Source organism: Cupriavidus sp. GW822-FHT06G04, assembly GCF_058799075.1.
On record NZ_JBXALD010000001.1, the window covers coordinates 324041 to 339555 of the forward strand.

Annotated in this window: 15 protein-coding genes; 3 read left to right on the top strand and 12 right to left on the bottom strand. The window is 64.0% G+C overall.

The window, feature by feature from the left end:
- Positions 1-25: 25 nt before the first annotated feature.
- On the bottom strand, positions 26-1321 hold the full coding sequence (locus AC1RKI_RS01480) for a glycerate kinase type-2 family protein (RefSeq protein WP_150980103.1): 1296 nt from the start codon (positions 1319-1321) through the stop codon (positions 26-28).
- A complete protein-coding gene (locus AC1RKI_RS01485) occupies positions 1318-2391 on the bottom strand; it encodes a tartrate dehydrogenase (RefSeq protein WP_492794105.1) in 1074 nt (357 codons plus the stop codon). Before AC1RKI_RS01485 ends, AC1RKI_RS01480 begins: the two co-directional genes overlap by 4 nt.
- Positions 2392-2519: 128 nt before the next feature.
- Between AC1RKI_RS01485 and AC1RKI_RS01490 the strand changes: the two genes are divergently transcribed.
- Positions 2520-3350: a class II glutamine amidotransferase gene (locus AC1RKI_RS01490; RefSeq protein ID WP_061954944.1), complete on the top strand. Its 831-nt coding sequence runs from the start codon at positions 2520-2522 to the stop codon at positions 3348-3350.
- A 181-nt stretch (positions 3351-3531) separates the two neighbouring features.
- Here the strand turns inward: AC1RKI_RS01490 and AC1RKI_RS01495 are convergent, their stop codons facing one another.
- From AC1RKI_RS01495 to AC1RKI_RS01520, 6 genes are all read right to left on the bottom strand, one after another.
- Positions 3532-4266, bottom strand: a complete 735-nt coding sequence (locus AC1RKI_RS01495; RefSeq protein WP_061954735.1) for an amino acid ABC transporter ATP-binding protein — start codon at positions 4264-4266, stop codon at positions 3532-3534.
- Positions 4263-4946 (bottom strand): glutamate/aspartate ABC transporter permease GltK, encoded by a 684-nt coding sequence (gene gltK, locus AC1RKI_RS01500; protein ID WP_061954733.1) that lies wholly within the window; start codon positions 4944-4946, stop codon positions 4263-4265. The genes AC1RKI_RS01495 and gltK overlap by 4 nt, the downstream gene beginning before the upstream one ends.
- Before the next feature lie 11 nt (positions 4947-4957).
- Entirely contained in the window at positions 4958-5686 is a 729-nt protein-coding gene (locus AC1RKI_RS01505; protein ID WP_061954731.1) for an amino acid ABC transporter permease, read from the bottom strand.
- Between the two features lie 65 nt (positions 5687-5751).
- The gene (locus AC1RKI_RS01510) at positions 5752-6651 is read right to left on the bottom strand and encodes a glutamate/aspartate ABC transporter substrate-binding protein (protein WP_061954729.1); all 900 of its coding nucleotides are present in this window, start codon (positions 6649-6651) and stop codon (positions 5752-5754) included.
- 319 nt (positions 6652-6970) lie between these two features.
- On the bottom strand, positions 6971-8278 hold the full coding sequence (locus AC1RKI_RS01515; protein WP_061954727.1) for a Glu/Leu/Phe/Val family dehydrogenase: 1308 nt from the start codon (positions 8276-8278) through the stop codon (positions 6971-6973).
- A gap of 129 nt (positions 8279-8407) precedes the next feature.
- Positions 8408-9367 carry a LysR family transcriptional regulator gene (locus tag AC1RKI_RS01520; RefSeq protein ID WP_492794101.1) on the bottom strand — a complete coding sequence of 320 codons (960 nt, stop codon included), beginning with the start codon at positions 9365-9367 and terminating at the stop codon, positions 8408-8410.
- A gap of 180 nt (positions 9368-9547) precedes the next feature.
- Between AC1RKI_RS01520 and AC1RKI_RS01525 the strand changes: the two genes are divergently transcribed.
- Positions 9548-10084, top strand: coding sequence for a cysteine dioxygenase family protein (locus tag AC1RKI_RS01525; RefSeq protein ID WP_061954723.1), 537 nt, complete (start codon positions 9548-9550; stop codon positions 10082-10084).
- 60 nt (positions 10085-10144) lie between these two features.
- Positions 10145-10603, top strand: a complete 459-nt coding sequence (locus tag AC1RKI_RS01530) for an Lrp/AsnC family transcriptional regulator (protein ID WP_061954721.1) — start codon at positions 10145-10147, stop codon at positions 10601-10603.
- A gap of 19 nt (positions 10604-10622) precedes the next feature.
- On the opposite strand, the gene AC1RKI_RS01535 is transcribed toward AC1RKI_RS01530, so the two are convergent.
- The 4 genes from AC1RKI_RS01535 to AC1RKI_RS01550 all read right to left on the bottom strand — a co-directional run bounded on the left by AC1RKI_RS01535 (position 10623) and on the right by AC1RKI_RS01550 (position 15429).
- Positions 10623-11396, bottom strand: a complete 774-nt coding sequence (locus AC1RKI_RS01535) for an ABC transporter permease (RefSeq protein ID WP_061954719.1) — start codon at positions 11394-11396, stop codon at positions 10623-10625.
- A gap of 2 nt (positions 11397-11398) precedes the next feature.
- On the bottom strand, positions 11399-12289 hold the full coding sequence (locus AC1RKI_RS01540) for an ABC transporter ATP-binding protein (protein ID WP_084003889.1): 891 nt from the start codon (positions 12287-12289) through the stop codon (positions 11399-11401).
- Positions 12286-13344: an ABC transporter substrate-binding protein gene (locus AC1RKI_RS01545; protein ID WP_150980105.1), complete on the bottom strand. Its 1059-nt coding sequence runs from the start codon at positions 13342-13344 to the stop codon at positions 12286-12288. Before AC1RKI_RS01545 ends, AC1RKI_RS01540 begins: the two co-directional genes overlap by 4 nt.
- A gap of 192 nt (positions 13345-13536) precedes the next feature.
- Positions 13537-15429, bottom strand: a complete 1893-nt coding sequence (locus AC1RKI_RS01550; RefSeq protein ID WP_492794097.1) for an ABCB family ABC transporter ATP-binding protein/permease — start codon at positions 15427-15429, stop codon at positions 13537-13539.
- Positions 15430-15515: the final 86 nt, after the last annotated feature.

Below are 15515 nucleotides of genomic sequence, written 5' to 3' on the forward strand. Positions count from 1 at the left end.
GCCGGCCTGCAGGAACAATCGAGAATCAGAGAATCAGGATGGCGCGGTAGTCGTTCACATTGGTGCGTGTGGGACCAGTCACCACCAGATCGCCCAGGGTGTCGAAGAATCCCCAGGCATCGTGTGCATCTAGCTTGTGGCGCGCCGATACGCCCGCCGCCTGCGCACGCGCCAGCGAGTCGGGCGTCAGCAGCGCGCCGGCATTGTCTTCGGAACCGTCGATGCCGTCGGTGTCGGCCGCGATGGCGTGCACATCGGCCGCGCCTTCAAGCTCGATCGCCAGCGACAGCAGGAACTCCGAACAGCGCCCGCCGCGCGCCGCCTCCGCGTTGCTGGGCAATGTGACCGTGCATTCACCGCCGGACACCAGCACCACAGGCGCCGAGAACGGGGCATTGTACTTGCGAATCTCGCGCACCAAGGCGGCGTAGACGCGCGCCACTTCCTGGGCTTCGCCGGTCACGGTGTCGCCCAGCAGAACCGGTTCGATTCCCTGGCGGCGGAACAGCGCCGCAGCGGCTTCCAGGCTGCCGTGCGCCGTGGCGATCATCCGGTTGTCCACACGGCGGAACAGCGCGTCGCCGGGTTTCGGCGTCTCGGGAATCTCGCCGCGGGCGCCGCGTTCCAGATGCGATTGCACCGACGCGGGCACCGCTGCGCCAAAGCGCTTCAGGATTGCCAGCGCGTCGGCGTAGGTGCTGGGATCGGGCACCGTGGGGCCCGACGCGATCGCGCTTGGATCGTCGCCCGCCACGTCCGACACGATCAGCGTGGTCACCGGCGCGCGGCTGGCCTGGGCCAGCCGGCCGCCCTGGATACGCGAGATATGCTTGCGGACGATGTTCATGTCCGTGATCGGCGCGCCACAACGCAGCAGTTCCCGCGTGGTGGCCTTCAGGTCTGCCATCGGAATGCCTTCGGCGGGCAGCGACAGCAGACTCGATCCGCCGCCCGACACCAGCACGATCAGTCGGTCGTCGGGACCGAGCGACTGCACCTGCGCGAGGATGTCGGCGGCGGCTTTTTCACCGGCTTCGTCGGGCACCGGATGGCCGGCCTCGATCACGCGAATATGCTCGGTGGGCAGCCCGTGCGCATAGCGCGTCACAACCACGCCTTCCAGCGAGGCCTGACCGCGATAGGCGCGCTCGACCGCCAGGGCCATCGACGCCGCGGCCTTGCCGGCGCCCACCACTAGCGTGCGGCCGCCGGCGTGAGGCGGCGGAAGATGGTCGGCGACGATTTCCAGCGGATCGGCGGCCGCCACGGCTGCGCGGAAGCTTTCCAGCAGCAAGGTGCGAGGACATCCCTGGAATTTCACAGTGCCTCCGCAATGGCTCGGCCCAGATCGGACGTGGATGCGCTGCCGCCGATATCGCGCGTGAGCGGCGCGTGGCCCGGCCCGGCGGCCAGGACCTTCTCGATGGTCTGCAGCACGGCGGCGCCTGCGTCGGCGTGGCCCAGATGTTCGAGCATCATGGCGCCACACCAGATCTGGCCGATCGGATTGGCGATGCCCTTGCCGGCAATGTCTGGCGCGGAGCCGTGCACCGGCTCGAACAGGCTTGGATAGATCTTGTCCGGATTGATATTGCCCGACGGCGCCACGCCGATGGTGCCCGTGCATGCGGGCCCCAGATCGGACAGGATGTCGCCGAACAGGTTGCTGGCGACCACCACGTCGAACCAGTCCGGATGCTGCACGAAATGCGCGGTCAGGATGTCGATGTGGTACTTGTCGACGTTGATGTCCGGATAGCTGGCGGCCATCGCCTCGACGCGCTCGTCCCAGTACGGCATCGTGATCGAAATGCCGTTGGACTTGGTCGCCGACGTCAGGTGCTTCTTCGGGCGTTTCTGCGCCAGTTCGAACGCGAATTTCAGGATCCGGTCGACGCCATGGCGGCTCATCACTGTCTCCTGGACCACGATCTCGCGCTCCGTGTTGGGAAACATGCGGCCGCCGATGCTCGAATACTCGCCTTCGGTGTTTTCGCGCACGACGTAAAAGTCGATGTCGCCGGGCTTGCGATCGGCCAGCGGGCTCTTGATGCCGGGCATCAGCCGCACCGGGCGCAGGTTCACGTACTGGTCGAACGAGCGGCGAAACTGCAGCAACGACCCCCACAGCGACACATGGTCGGGAATCTTCGCCGGCCAGCCCACGGCGCCGAAGTAGATCGCGTCGTAGCGGGTCAGTGTGTCGAACCAGTCGTCCGGCAGCATCTTGCCGTGGCGCTCGTAGTAGGCGTAGCTCGAGAAATCGAAGTGATCCCACTGGAAGTCGATGCCGAAGCGCCGCGCGGCGGCATCCATGACACGGATGCCCTCGGGCATCACTTCCGTTCCGATTCCGTCTCCGGGAATGACAGCGATCTTGTATTGGCTCATGGCTGGGAAGGGGCTGGCGGGAAATCTGCGGCGCGCGCAGACGGTCTCTTGGCAGCACCGGGCACGCGCAGGATAATGACCGCATTCTATTGCAAAGCGGCAGCCCCCTGCCGCACGGTGCCTCCGCCATGTGCCAGCTTCTAGGCATGAACTGCGCCACGCCGACCGACGTGACGTTTTCCTTTACCGGCTTTGCCGCCCGCGGCGGCGTCACGGACCATCATGCCGACGGCTTTGGTGTGGCGTTCTTCGAGGACAAGGCCTGCCGGCTGTTCATCGACAACCAGTCGGCCGGTACGTCGCCGGTGGCGGAACTGATCAAGCGGTATCCGATCAAGTCCAAAAATGTGATCTCCCACATCCGCAAGGCCACGCAGGGCACGGTGCGGCTGGAAAACTGCCACCCGTTCATGCGTGAACTGTGGGGCCGGCACTGGATCTTTGCCCACAATGGCGATCTGATCGGCTTCAACCCGTACCTGTCCGGCGTCTACCAGCCAGTGGGCGACACCGACAGCGAACTGGCGTTCTGCGCGCTGATGCAAGGCCTGCGCAAGCGCTTTCCCGGATCGCAGCCGCCGCTGAACGAACTGGGCCACGCGCTGGCCGACATCACGCGCGACATCACGCTGCATGGGGTGTTCAACTTTCTGCTGTGCAATGGCCAGGCGCTATTTGCGCACTGCTCGACGCGGCTGTACTACATCGTCAGGCAATGGCCGTTCTCGAAGGCGCATCTGATCGACGCGGATCTGTCGATCGATTTCGCGCAGGTGACTACCCCGGACGACCGCGTCGCGGTGATTGCCACGGCGCCGCTGACCGACAACGAAACCTGGACACAATTTGCGCCTGGCGAGTTGATCATGTTCGAACACGGCAGGCCGACTATGACCTGGACGGTGCCGATCCCGCCCGAGGTGCAGGCCAAGAACGCCGCCAACACCGCGTGCACCTGAGCGCCGCGTCAGGCGGTTGAAAGCCGCTGAAGGCGAACGGCCGGGGATACTGTCGAAGATACAGTCGAGGAACTGCGGGAAGGTCAAGCGGGATGCGGGACGGGCGCGGGGGATCGCGCCGCGAGGCAACGCGCCGCGACCGCCGGCACGCGTTGCGTGCGGCGCCCGCGGCGGCGGTCGATCAGTGATGCAGGATCTTCGAGAGGAACTGGCGGGCCCGCTCGGAGCGCGCCTCGATATTGCCGAAGAACTCTTCCTTCGGGCAGTCTTCCACGATCTTGCCGGCGTCCATGAAGATCACGCGGTTGGCCACCTTGCGTGCGAAGCCCATTTCGTGGGTCACGCACATCATGGTCATGCCTTCCTGCGCCAGCTGCACCATCACGTCCAGCACCTCGTTGACCATTTCCGGGTCGAGCGCCGAGGTCGGCTCATCGAACAGCATGCAGATCGGATCCATCGCCAGCGCGCGGGCGATCGCCACGCGCTGCTGCTGGCCGCCCGACAGCTGGCCCGGATACTTCGCCGCCTGGTTCTTCAGACCCACGCGCTCCAGGTACTTCAGCCCCTTGGCGGTGGCCTCTTCCTTCGAACGGCCCAGCACCTTCATCTGCGCGATGGTCAGGTTCTCGGTGATCGACAGGTGCGGAAACAGCTCGAAGTTCTGGAACACCATGCCAACGCGCGAACGCAGTTTCGGCAGGTTGGTCTTCGGATTACCCACCGAGGTGCCGTCCACCAGGATGTCGCCCTTCTGGAATGGTTCCAGCGCATTCACGGTCTTGATCAGCGTCGATTTGCCGGACCCCGACGGACCGCACACCACCACCACTTCGCCCTTGGCGACCTTGGTGGTGCAGTCCGTCAGCACCTGGAAGGCGCCGTACCACTTGGAAACGTTATTAATTTCGATCATACGGCCACCTTTTTCTGATAACGCTTGACCAGCAGTGAAGCGGAGAAACAAATGATGAAGTACACGAGGCCCGCGAACAGCAGCATCTCGACGATACGGCCGTCACGCTCGCCAATGCCGTAGGCCTGGCCGAAGAAATCCGCCAGCGCGCTGACGTAGACCAGCGACGTATCCTGGAACAGGATGATGCCCTGCGTCAGCAGCAGCGGCACCATGTTGCGGAACGCCTGCGGCAGGATCACCAGACGCATGGTCTGGCCATAGGTCATGCCCATCGCCTGCGCGGCGAACATCTGCCCGCGCGACACGCTCTGGATGCCGGCGCGGATGATTTCCGAGTAATACGCGGCCTCGAACAGCGAGAACGCGATCAGCGCGGACGTCATGCGCAAGTCGGACGCGGCGTTCAGATTGAATACCTTCTGCAGCAGCTGCGGGATGATCAGGAAGAACCACAGCAGCACCATCACCAGCGGGATCGAGCGAAAGAGCGTGACGTACCCCTGCGCGAACAGGTTCAGCACCCTGCTCGACGACAGCCGCATCATCGCCAGGATCGTGCCCCAGACGATGCCGACGATCACCGCGGTCACGGTGATCTTCAGCGACACCATCATGCCCTCGCCCAGCACATGCAGCGTCGACGGGTTGATCGAGCTGAAATCGAATTCGTATGCCATGTTCCAGCTCCTTACTTGCCGCCGATAAAGCCGGGCACGCGGGTGCGGCGTTCCACCCAGCGCATCAGCAGCATCACCGTGAAATTGATCAGCGCGTACAGCACGGTGACCGCGATGAACGACTCATAGGGACGCGCGGTGTAGTCCACCAGTTGGCGCCCCTGCGCGGCCAACTCCAGCAGGCCGATCGTCGACGCGACGGCGGAATTCTTGAAGATATTCAGGAATTCGGAGGTCAGCGGCGGCACGATCACGCGAAACGCCATCGGCAGCAACACGTGGCGATAGGTCTGCGTGAGCGTGAAGCCCATCGCCAGCCCGGCGTTCTTCTGGCCGCGCGGCAGCGAATTGATACCCGAGCGCACCTGTTCGCAGACCCGGGCGGCGGTAAACGTGCCCAGGCAGATCATGGCGGCCAGGAATTGCTGCGTGAACGGATTCATCTGCTTGATCGCCTCGCCGCCGGGCAACAGCTCCGGGCCGACGAAATACCAGATGAACAGTTGCACCAGCAGCGGAATGTTCCGGAAGATCTCGACGTAGGTGGCCGCAAACCCCGACAGCCACTTGTTCGGCACGGTGCGCAGCACGCCCAGCACCGATCCGATGACCAGAGCGATGATCCACGAACTGAGGCCCAGCGCGATCGTCACCTTGAGACCGGAAATCATCCAGTCCAGGTACGTCTCGTTGGCGGCCGCCTGTTCGAGGAAGACTCCCCAGTGAAATATGTAATCCATGTTGCGTCCTCAAAAAGAAACGGAAGGACTCATCCTTCCGTTTCGCACTGCTCCGATCGCGAGAATCAGTCGAGTGCCTTGTCGTTCGGATTCTTGAAGAGCGCCTTCATGTCTTCGGACAGCGGGAAGTCCAGGTTCAGACCCTTCGGCGGCACCGGTTGCATGAACCACTTGGTGTACATCGTGTTGATCTGGCCGTCCTTCATCAGGCCGGTGATGACGTGGTCCGCCAGCTTCTTGAACGGCGCGTCGTCCTTGCGGATCATGCAGCCATACGATTCACGCGATTGCGGCTTGCCCACCACGATCCAGTCGTTCGGGTTCTTGGCCTTGGCGCGTTCGCCGTAGAGCAGCGCGTCGTCCATCATGAACGCCACGGCACGGCCCGATTCCAGCGTCAGGAACGACTGGCCATGATCCTTGGTGCTGATGATGTTCATGCCCAGCTTCTGGTCATCGTTCATTTTGCGCAGCAGGCGCTCGGACGTCGTGCCAGCGGTGGTCACCACGTTCTTGCCCTTCAGGTCGGCCCAGTCCTTGATGCCGCCATCCTTCTTCACCATGATGCGCGTGCCGATGATGAAGATGCTGGTGGTGAACGATGCCTGCTTCTGGCGTTCCAGGTTGTTCGTGGTCGATCCGCACTCGATATCGATCGTGCCGTTCTGCAGCAGCGTGATGCGGTTCTGCGACGTGATCGGGATTTCCTTGACCTGCAGGTTCGGCAGCTTCAGCTGATCCTTGATGGCTTCCACGATCTTCATGTTGATATCGTAGGAATAGCCCACCTGGCGCACGCCGCCCAGGTTGTAGTTGAACGGAATCGAAGAATCCCGCACACCCAGCGTGATGACACCCGTGTCCTTGATTTTCTGCAGCGTACCCGTCAGCGGTTCGGCCGCTTGGGCACTTGCGCACAGCGTGCCTGCCGCGATCATCAGGCCAGCCAGCTTGGCAAAATTCATAACATCTCCTTGACCATGAAGAGAAAGACGGGACTGTATCAGACTGTCCCATCGGCGAAACAGTATTGCTTAGCTCGTCACCCAAGACAACGGGTTTTTCCCCTAAGTGGTGCCGAATCGGGCATGGTTTCGCGGCGATGCGCCAAAATGAGACACATCTGCCAACCCACCTTTCACGTACCGGCGGCCGCCTGCATCGGCCCCAAAAAGAAGAACGGCGGCCGGAACAAACCGGTCGCCGTTTTTTCGATGCCTCACGAAAGCGGGAAGCATTGCTGCGACGCAGCAATGCGCGATCCCCGATTCATGACCGTCCGTATCATGGATACAGACCACGCATCTCGCGCGCCTGCAGGATCCGCGTGCAAGCCACGATGAACGCAGCCGTACGCAGGGTGACCTTGTTGTCCTGGGCAACCTGCCAGATCGCCCGGAAGGCTTCTTGCATGATTCGTACCAGGCGCTCGTTGATTTCCTCTTCGGTCCAGAAGAAGCTGGAAAAATCCTGTACCCATTCGAAATAGGACACCGTCACGCCGCCAGCGTTGGCGATCACGTCCGGGCAGACGAGGATGTTGCGCTCGCGCAGGATGTCGTCGGCCTGCGGCGTGGTCGGGCCGTTGGCGCCCTCGATGACCAGCTTGGCGGTGATCTTCGGCGCGTTCTGCACGGTGATCTGGCCTTCCAGTGCGGCGGGAATCAGGATGTCGCAATCGACTTCCCAGAACCGTTCCGTCGACAGGACTTCGCCCTGGAAGCCGTCGATGGTGCCGCTGTGCGAGGCATATTCCATCATCGCCGGCACGTCCAGCCCGGCCGGGTTGTACAGCGTGGTGCGGTGATCCTGCACGGCCACCACCTTGGCGCCGGCTTCATGGAACAGCTTGGCCGCCACCGCGCCGACATTGCCGAAGCCCTGCACGGCCACGCGGGCGCCCTTGACGTCCATGCCGAGATTGCGCGCGGCCTCGGAGCCGACCACGAACACGCCACGGCCGGTGGCTTCATGGCGTCCCAGCGATCCGCCCAGCGAGATCGGCTTGCCGGTCACCACGCCGGTGGCCGTGCTGCCCGAGTTCATCGAATACGTATCCATCATCCAGGCCATGACCTGGGCGTTGGTATTGACGTCCGGCGCGGGAATGTCCTTGGTCGGACCGATGATCAGGTTGATCTCGCTGGTGTAGCGGCGCGTCAGGCGTTCCAGTTCCGGCATCGACAGCGTGCGCGGATCGACGCGGATGCCGCCCTTGGCGCCGCCATAGGGCACGTTCACCGCGGCGTTTTTCACCGACATCCACGCCGACAGCGCCATCACTTCGGACAGCGTGACGTCCTGGTGAAAACGGATACCGCCCTTGCCCGGGCCGCGCGACAGATTGTGCTGCACGCGATAGCCCTCGAAATGGGCAATGGTGCCGTTATCGAGTTCGATCGGTACGTCGACGATCAACGCGCGCTTGGGGCGCTTGAGCGTTTCCACCCAGCGTGCCAGCGAACCCAGGTAAGGCGTGACACGGTCGACTTGCTGCAGGTAGATGCCCCACGGGCCGAGATTGTCGGCGTTCAGGTACGAAGGCAGGGCGTGAGCGTTGGAGACGTTTTGCGTCGGTGCTGCGGAAGACATCGTAGAGTTCCGAGTGAAGGTGACCCGCAGGATATCGGCGCCCCCTGTTCTGAATCCAATGCCGATTGATCATCCGCCCCACCGCCGTTATGCAAGTCATGCATAACCTTCGAACGCGCTACCGCCGGCTTAGTTGCCCGCCGGCGGAGCCGCCACCGCGGCCCACACCTTGTCCACCAGTTGGCGTTTGCGGCGCAACTGGCTGCCGCGGCGCTCGCCGCCATTGTCGGTCGGCCGCTCGCGATAGAGCCGGATTTCCATGTCGATCGACTGCGGCAGGCTGCGCGCCGATTCGGCCCGGACCAGACGGCCCGCGGCCACGTCCTCGCGCACCGTGCTTTCGGGCAGGAAGGCCATGCCGTGCCCGGCCAGCGCCATGACCTTGAGCGCCTCGGCCATATCGGTCTCGTAGCATTTGTCGAGCTTGAGCGTTTCCGGCGATTCGGCCAGCAGCATGTCGACCATGCGGCCGAGGAACGCATTGGGCGTGTAACTGAGGAACGGCACCGGCTTCTTGTCGGTCCCCGGCAACCGGAACAGCGGCCGGCCAGTCGCGTCGGGCACGCTGTACGGCGACAGCCGCTCGGTGCCCAGCACGAGCATGTCGTAATGCGCCGGGTCGAGCTGGATCGCCTGTCGGGCATGGTGGTAGACCATGACCAAATCGCAGCCGCCTTCGACCAGCATCAGCACGGCGTCATGGACATTGAGCGCGCGCAGCCGGCACGGCAGCGTGCCGACCAGGCGTTCGACGCCCTTGAGCCATTCGGGGAAAAAGGTCAGCGACAGCGTGTGCGGCACGGCGAATTCCAGCACCTGCGCATTGGCAGAGCGCTGGCCGCGCATCAGCGCGCGCGTCTCGCTAACCTGCGCCAGCATCGCCAGCGCCTGTTCGTAGAACACCTTGCCGGCGGCGGTCAGGCTAGTGGGATAGCTGGACCGATCGATCAGTTCGGTGCCGACCCACGCTTCCAGCGACTGGATGCGACGCGAGAACGCTGGCTGCGTCACGTGGCGCAGCTCGGCCGAGCGCGAGAAGCTGTGCGTCTCCGCCAGACTGACAAAGTCTTCAAGCCATTTGATTTCCATGGCGCGGATTATCGCCCGCCGGCCCGATCCGCGCACGGCGCGCAAAATCGTTCCATATATTTGCAGATTAATAGAACAGGATTACACTTTCACGGCATTCCGGACCAGATTTTGCATGTTTGTGCTCACGAGGCGCTTTTAAGATGACTGCCATTGCACGCCAACCCGATCGAGCCATCCATGCAGCAAGCCGCGCCGTCTTCCCGTCTGTCCCTGAACCTGCTGGCCTCCGGCATGGAAGCCACGTTGGCGCAGAGCGCGCGCATGGTAGCCGCCCATGTCGCGGCGAGCCTGCCCGATACGGACACGCTGCTGGCCAGCCTGCCGCCCGGCGCGCTCGACGGCAGCCCCGCCACCTATACGCGTCACCTGGTGCATGCCGATCCGTTCGAGCGCTACTCGGTGATGCTGCTGGTCTGGCGGCCGGGCCAGCACAGTCCGGTGCACGGCCATCGCACATGGTGCGCGTACCGGGTATTGCGCGGCACGCTGTCGGAGCGGCATTACCGCTGGAATCCCGACAATCGCACCGCCACGCAGGTTGGCGCCGTCACGCGCGGCGAAGGCGACACCTTCAGCGTGCCGGCCGGCCTGCAGCATATCCACGCGCTGGGCAACGACAGCGATGCGGTTGCCGTATCGCTGCATATCTACGGCGTGGACCAGGATCGCATTGCCACCGGCGTCAATTTGCTGGTGGACACCATCGTCAGCTAGTTCGCGCCCGGCAGGGACTGCGAACGGCCGACGCCATCACACCCCTGTCCGAGAACTTCGATGGACCGCTATGACCGCCAGATCCTTGGCATCCTGCAAGAGGATGCCACCGTGCCCGTTGCCGATATCGGCGAGCAGGTCGGCCTGACTTCCACCCCTTGCTGGCGGCGCGTCCAGAAACTGGAAGAAGCGGGCGTGATCCGCAAGCGCGTGGCGCTGCTCGACGCGGCGAAACTCAATGTCGGCGTCACGGTCTTCGTGTCGATCCGCACCAACCAGCACAACGTGAAATGGCTCAAGGCCTTCCACGGCCTGGTGGCGTCGATCCCCGAGGTGACCGAGTTCTACCGCATGGCCGGCGATACCGACTATCTGCTGCGCGTGGTGGTGCCCGATATCGCCGCCTACGACGCGGTGTACAAGAAGCTGATCCAGGGCGCCGAGCTGGCCGATGTCAGCTCGAGTTTCGCGATGGAGCAGATCAAGTACACCACGGCGCTGCCGCTGGACTACGCGTAGGCGACTGCACCGGCGCGCGTCAGCCGCGATGCGCCCAGCTGGTCATGCGTTTTTCCAGCACGGCGAACAGCTCGTACATGCCCATCGCCATCGCCGCGATAACGACCAGCCCGGCAAAAGCCAGCGGCATCTTCATCGCCGAACCGGCCGACACCAGCAGATAGCCGATGCCTTCGTTGGCGGCGTTCATCTCGGAAACGGTCGTGCCGACGAAGGCGAGCGTGATGGCCACTTTGAGCGAGGCAAAGAAGAACGGCATGGCGCGCGGCAGGCCAACCTTGATCAGCACGTCGCGCCGCTTGGCGCCCAGCACGCGCAGCACGTCTTCCAGTTCCGGCTCCAGCGTGGCCAGCCCGGTGGCGATATTGACCATGATCGGGAAGAACGAGATCAGGAATGCGGTCAGGATCGCCGGGCCCGCGCCCAGGCCCAGCCACACGACCAGGATCGGCACGAATGCGGCCTTGGGCAGCGCGTTGAACGCGGTCATCAGCGGATAAGTGGCCGCATAGGCCAGCCGCGACGATCCCATCAGCATGCCCAGCACCACGCCGACGACGATCGCCAGGCCGAAGCCGACCATCGTGGTCCAGAACGTACGCCACGCATGCCCGGCGATCACGCCGCCGTATTCGGCCAACGACGCCACGATGGCCGACGGGCTCGGCAGGATGAAGTCCGAGACATTGAAGACCAGACACGCGCCTTGCCACAGCAGCAGGCACGCGCCCAACAGGATCCAGGGGGCGACGCGCTGCACGCGCTTCGCCTGAAGTGAGGTCATCGTCGCCATGATCAATGCTGCCTGACGTGGCCGATCTTCTCGCGCAACTCGTGCACGCGTTCGGCAAATGGTTCGGTGTAGGTAACGTCGAGCGGACGCGGGCGCGGCAGGTCGATTTCCTTGCGCAGCAGCAGCCGTCCCGGCCGCGCGCTCATCACGTACACGGTATCGGCCAGGAACACCGCTTCGCGCAGATCGTGCGTGACCAGAATCACGTTGAAGCGTTGCGCCTGCCAGAGATCGCGCAGCACGCACCACAGTTCCTCGCGCGTGAAGGCGTCGAGCGCGCCGAACGGCTCGTCCAGCAGCAGCATGCGCGGCTGGTGGATCAGCGCGCGGCAGATCGAGGCGCGCTGCTGCATGCCGCCCGACAGCTGCCACGGATATTTGTCCTCGTAACCGGCCAGACCGACCGTCTTGAGCAGATCGCGCGCGCGCGCCACGTACTCGTCGCGCTTCTTGCGCATGGTCGACCGGTACGGCTCGACGATCTCCAGCGGCAGCATCACGTTGTCGAGCGTGGTGCGCCACGGCAGCAACGTCGGTGCCTGGAATGCCATGCCGACCTGCTTGAGTGGCCCAGTCACCTTCGCGCCGTTGATGCTGACCACGCCGCGCGTGGCCTGGCGCAGGCCGGTGGCCAGCTTCATGAAGGTCGACTTGCCGCAGCCCGACGGCCCGACGATGGCGATGAACTCGCCCTCGGCCGCCTGCAGCGAAATGTCCTCGACCGCGAACTCGCCGCGCCGTGCCAGCTCGTCGTCATAGGCCAGCCACACGCGGTTGAAATCGACGAACGGCTTGCCGGCAGGCGCGCCCGCGCTGTCGGCAACGCCACGGGCCGGCGCGGCGTCGGCCGGCACGCCGCCCGATGCGCCAATCAGTGCTTCTCTTGCCATCATCGCAACACATCCAGTTCGGCGGCCGACGGCAGGTAGGCGTCGGTCCACAGCGTATCGGGGTTGATGCGTCCCTTGGTGGCGAAGGCATCGGCCACTTGCGACGCCATCAGCGACAGACGCGGCTTGTTGACACGGCCAAACCCTTCGGCCTTGGCGTCGGGCGACTTCACCACGCTGTCGAGCGCGATCTTCAGGCGGCGCACTTCCAGCTTCTCGTCGATGATGCCGTCGCGCGCCTTTACGGCCTTGATGCCTTCCTCGGGATTGGCGATCACGTCCTTTGCGGACTTGGCAAAGGCGCGCAGGAACGCCTTCACCGCTTCGGGATTGCTCTTGAGAAATTGCTCGGACGCGATGACTGCGTTGCCGTACAGCTTCACGCCGTACTGCGGATACGGCAGCACCACGATGTCCTCGTCCTTCACGCCGCGTGCGTTCAGGTTCAGGATCGACGTGAACGAGAAGCCGGTGATCGCATCGAGATCGCCGCGCGTGAGCATGGTTTCGCGCAGCGTCGGATCCATCGCCTGCCAGTTGAACGACGCGGCCTGCAGGCCGTTGGCCTTGGCAAAGATCGGGAAGGCGCGGCGGCCCGCGTCGAACACCGGTGCGCCGAGCTTCTTGCCGGCCAGGTCGCGCGGCGACTTGATGCCCGACTTCTTCAGCGCCAGCACGGCCGCCGGCGTGTTGTTGTAGACCATCATCACGGCTACCGGCTTGTTCTTCGCGTCCGGGTTGTTGCCGTAGAACTCCATCACGGACGCCAGGTCGGCAAAGCCCATGTCATAGGTGCCCGACGCCACGCGGTTGACCACGTTGCCGGAGCCGTTGCCGGCGTCGATCGATACGTCGAGCTTTTCGGCCTTGTAGTAGCCCTTCTGTTCGCCGAGCAGAAACAGCGCGGACGGACCTTCGAAACGCCAGTCGAGCTGGAAGCGGATCTTCGTCGCAGCTTGCGCCTGCGCGGTGCCAGCGCAGAGTGTCGACAGCACCATCGTGGTGCTCAATGCGGTGCACAGCTTCAGCAGATGACGGCGCACAGGGGATTGCGGCATGAACCTTCTCCAGTAGTTGATCTCTCTGGGAAGGACTTTTCGCAAGGGCCGTGCCAGCCCCGCATGGGGCAATCGCGCACCGAAGCGAGGCGTGCGCGCGGTGCATTGACGAACCACGATTGTGCGCGCACCCGTGTCAGCGCGACTTGCCGCCCAGGATTGTCGACAATCCGAGGCGGCGTTTTTTGCGGATCAGGCGTCCTGCGTGGCGTCGCCGACGTCGACCGCCAGCGCTTCCGCATCAGGCGCGCCCTTGGCGGCGTTGCGCGCCTGGATGTGCCACATTTCGGCGTAGCGGCCGTTGGCGCGCATCAGGTCTGCGTGCGTGCCGCGTTCGATGATGCGGCCGTGATCCATCACGAGAATCTGATCGGCATGCACCACCGTGGAAAGCCGGTGCGCGATCAGCAGCGTGGTTCGATTCTGCGCCAGCCGCATCAGTTCGGCCTGGATGGCCTGCTCGGTGCGCGAATCGAGCGCCGAGGTGGCTTCGTCGAACACCAGGATCGCGGGATTTTTGAGCAGCGTGCGCGCGATGGCCACGCGCTGCTTCTCGCCGCCCGACAGCTTCAGCCCGCGCTCGCCCACCGGCGTGTCGTAGCCCTGCGGCAGTTCGCGAATGAAGTGGTCGATCTGCGCGGCGCGCGCGGCCTCGATGACTTCCTCGCGCGAGGCGTCGGGCCGGCCATAGGCGATGTTGTAGTAGATGCTGTCGTTGAACAGCACCGTATCCTGCGGCACGATGCCGATCGACGCGCGCAAGTCGGCCTGGCGCACGCGCCGGATATCCTGGCCGTCGATTTCGATGCTGCCCGTGGTCACGTCGTAGAAGCGGAACAGCAGACGCGCCAGCGTCGACTTGCCCGATCCGCTGTGCCCGACCACCGCGGTCGTGGTGCCGGCGGCGATCGTGAAATCGACATCGTCAAGGATAACGCGATTGGTTTCGTAGCCGAAGCCGACATGGCGGAATCGCACCTGGGCGCCGTCGACGCGCAACGCGGGCGCACCGGGTGCGTCGGCCACTTCCTGGTTGGTGCCCAGCAGCACGAACATGCGGTCCATGTCGGTGGTCGCCTGCTTGATTTCGCGATAGATCACGCCGAGGAAATTCAGCGGGATATAGAGCTGGATCATCAGCGTGTTGACCAGCACGAGATCGCCGAGCGTGAGCTTGCCGGCGGCCACGCCAACCGTGGCGCGCCACAGGATCAGGATCAGCCCGACCGCGATGATCGCCTGCTGGCCGAAATTGAGCAGCGAAAGCGAATTCTGCGACCGAATCGCGGCGGCGCGGTAGGTGCGCAGGTTCTCGTCGTAGCGGCGCGCTTCGTATTCCTCGTTGCCGAAGTATTTGACCGTCTCGAAATTGAGCAGCGAATCGATCGCCTTCTGGTTGGCGCGCGAATCGAGTTCGTTCATCTTGCGCCGGAAATGCGTGCGCCACTCGGTCACCACGATCGTGAAGCCGATATAGCTGGCCAGCGCGCACAGCGTGATCGCGGCAAACCAGATGTCGTAGTGCAGGACGAAGAAGCCGATCACCAGCGACATTTCCACCAGCGTGGGCAGGATGCTGTACAGCGAATACGAGATCAGCGACTGGATGCCGCGCGTGCCACGTTCGATATCGCGGCTCATGCCGCCGGTCTGTCGATCCAGATGAAAGCGCAGCGACAATGCATGCAGATGGCGAAACACCTGCAGCGCGATCTCCCTGACCGCGCTTTGCGTGACCTTCGAAAAGAGGATCTCGCGCAACTCCGTGAACAGCGAGCCGGAAAGGCGCAGCACGCCGTAGGCGACGATCAGGCCCACCGGCACCACCAGCAGCGCGGCGGCGTCGCCGGCCTTCACGTCCATGCTGTCGACAAGCTTCTTCATCAGCACCGGCACGCCCAGATTGGCCACCTTGGCGGCCACCAGGCACGCCAGCGCCAGCATCACACGCCACTTGTAGTGCCACACATAGGGCAGCAGGTTGCGGACGGTCTGCCAGTCGCTGCGGGGAGCGCCCGCGTCTTTGAACAGCGTGTTTGCCGGCGGCGTGGGGACGGGCTCGGCGGTCGTGGAGTAGCGGCGCATACGTTAGAATTCAGGCCAATGCCGCGATTGTCGCAGAGAACGCCAGGTCCGGCAGACCGTGCCCCGCCCGCCCCATGAATGCCCCG

What these genes read in the sequence shown, in the direction of transcription:
- AC1RKI_RS01485 (WP_492794105.1), bottom strand. Translation starts at nt 2,391, where the DNA reads ATGAGCCAATACAAGATCGCTGTCATTCCCGGAGACGGAATCGGAACG.
- AC1RKI_RS01490 (WP_061954944.1), top strand. Translation starts at nt 2,520, where the DNA reads ATGTGCCAGCTTCTAGGCATGAACTGCGCCACGCCGACCGACGTGACG.
- AC1RKI_RS01495 (WP_061954735.1), bottom strand. Translation starts at nt 4,266, where the DNA reads ATGATCGAAATTAATAACGTTTCCAAGTGGTACGGCGCCTTCCAGGTG.
- gltK (WP_061954733.1), bottom strand. Translation starts at nt 4,946, where the DNA reads ATGGCATACGAATTCGATTTCAGCTCGATCAACCCGTCGACGCTGCAT.
- AC1RKI_RS01505 (WP_061954731.1), bottom strand. Translation starts at nt 5,686, where the DNA reads ATGGATTACATATTTCACTGGGGAGTCTTCCTCGAACAGGCGGCCGCC.
- AC1RKI_RS01510 (WP_061954729.1), bottom strand. Translation starts at nt 6,651, where the DNA reads ATGAATTTTGCCAAGCTGGCTGGCCTGATGATCGCGGCAGGCACGCTG.
- AC1RKI_RS01515 (WP_061954727.1), bottom strand. Translation starts at nt 8,278, where the DNA reads ATGTCTTCCGCAGCACCGACGCAAAACGTCTCCAACGCTCACGCCCTG.
- AC1RKI_RS01520 (WP_492794101.1), bottom strand. Translation starts at nt 9,367, where the DNA reads ATGGAAATCAAATGGCTTGAAGACTTTGTCAGTCTGGCGGAGACGCAC.
- AC1RKI_RS01525 (WP_061954723.1), top strand. Translation starts at nt 9,548, where the DNA reads ATGCAGCAAGCCGCGCCGTCTTCCCGTCTGTCCCTGAACCTGCTGGCC.
- AC1RKI_RS01530 (WP_061954721.1), top strand. Translation starts at nt 10,145, where the DNA reads ATGGACCGCTATGACCGCCAGATCCTTGGCATCCTGCAAGAGGATGCC.
- AC1RKI_RS01535 (WP_061954719.1), bottom strand. Translation starts at nt 11,396, where the DNA reads ATGGCGACGATGACCTCACTTCAGGCGAAGCGCGTGCAGCGCGTCGCC.
- AC1RKI_RS01540 (WP_084003889.1), bottom strand. Translation starts at nt 12,289, where the DNA reads ATGATGGCAAGAGAAGCACTGATTGGCGCATCGGGCGGCGTGCCGGCC.
- AC1RKI_RS01545 (WP_150980105.1), bottom strand. Translation starts at nt 13,344, where the DNA reads ATGCCGCAATCCCCTGTGCGCCGTCATCTGCTGAAGCTGTGCACCGCA.
- AC1RKI_RS01550 (WP_492794097.1), bottom strand. Translation starts at nt 15,429, where the DNA reads ATGCGCCGCTACTCCACGACCGCCGAGCCCGTCCCCACGCCGCCGGCA.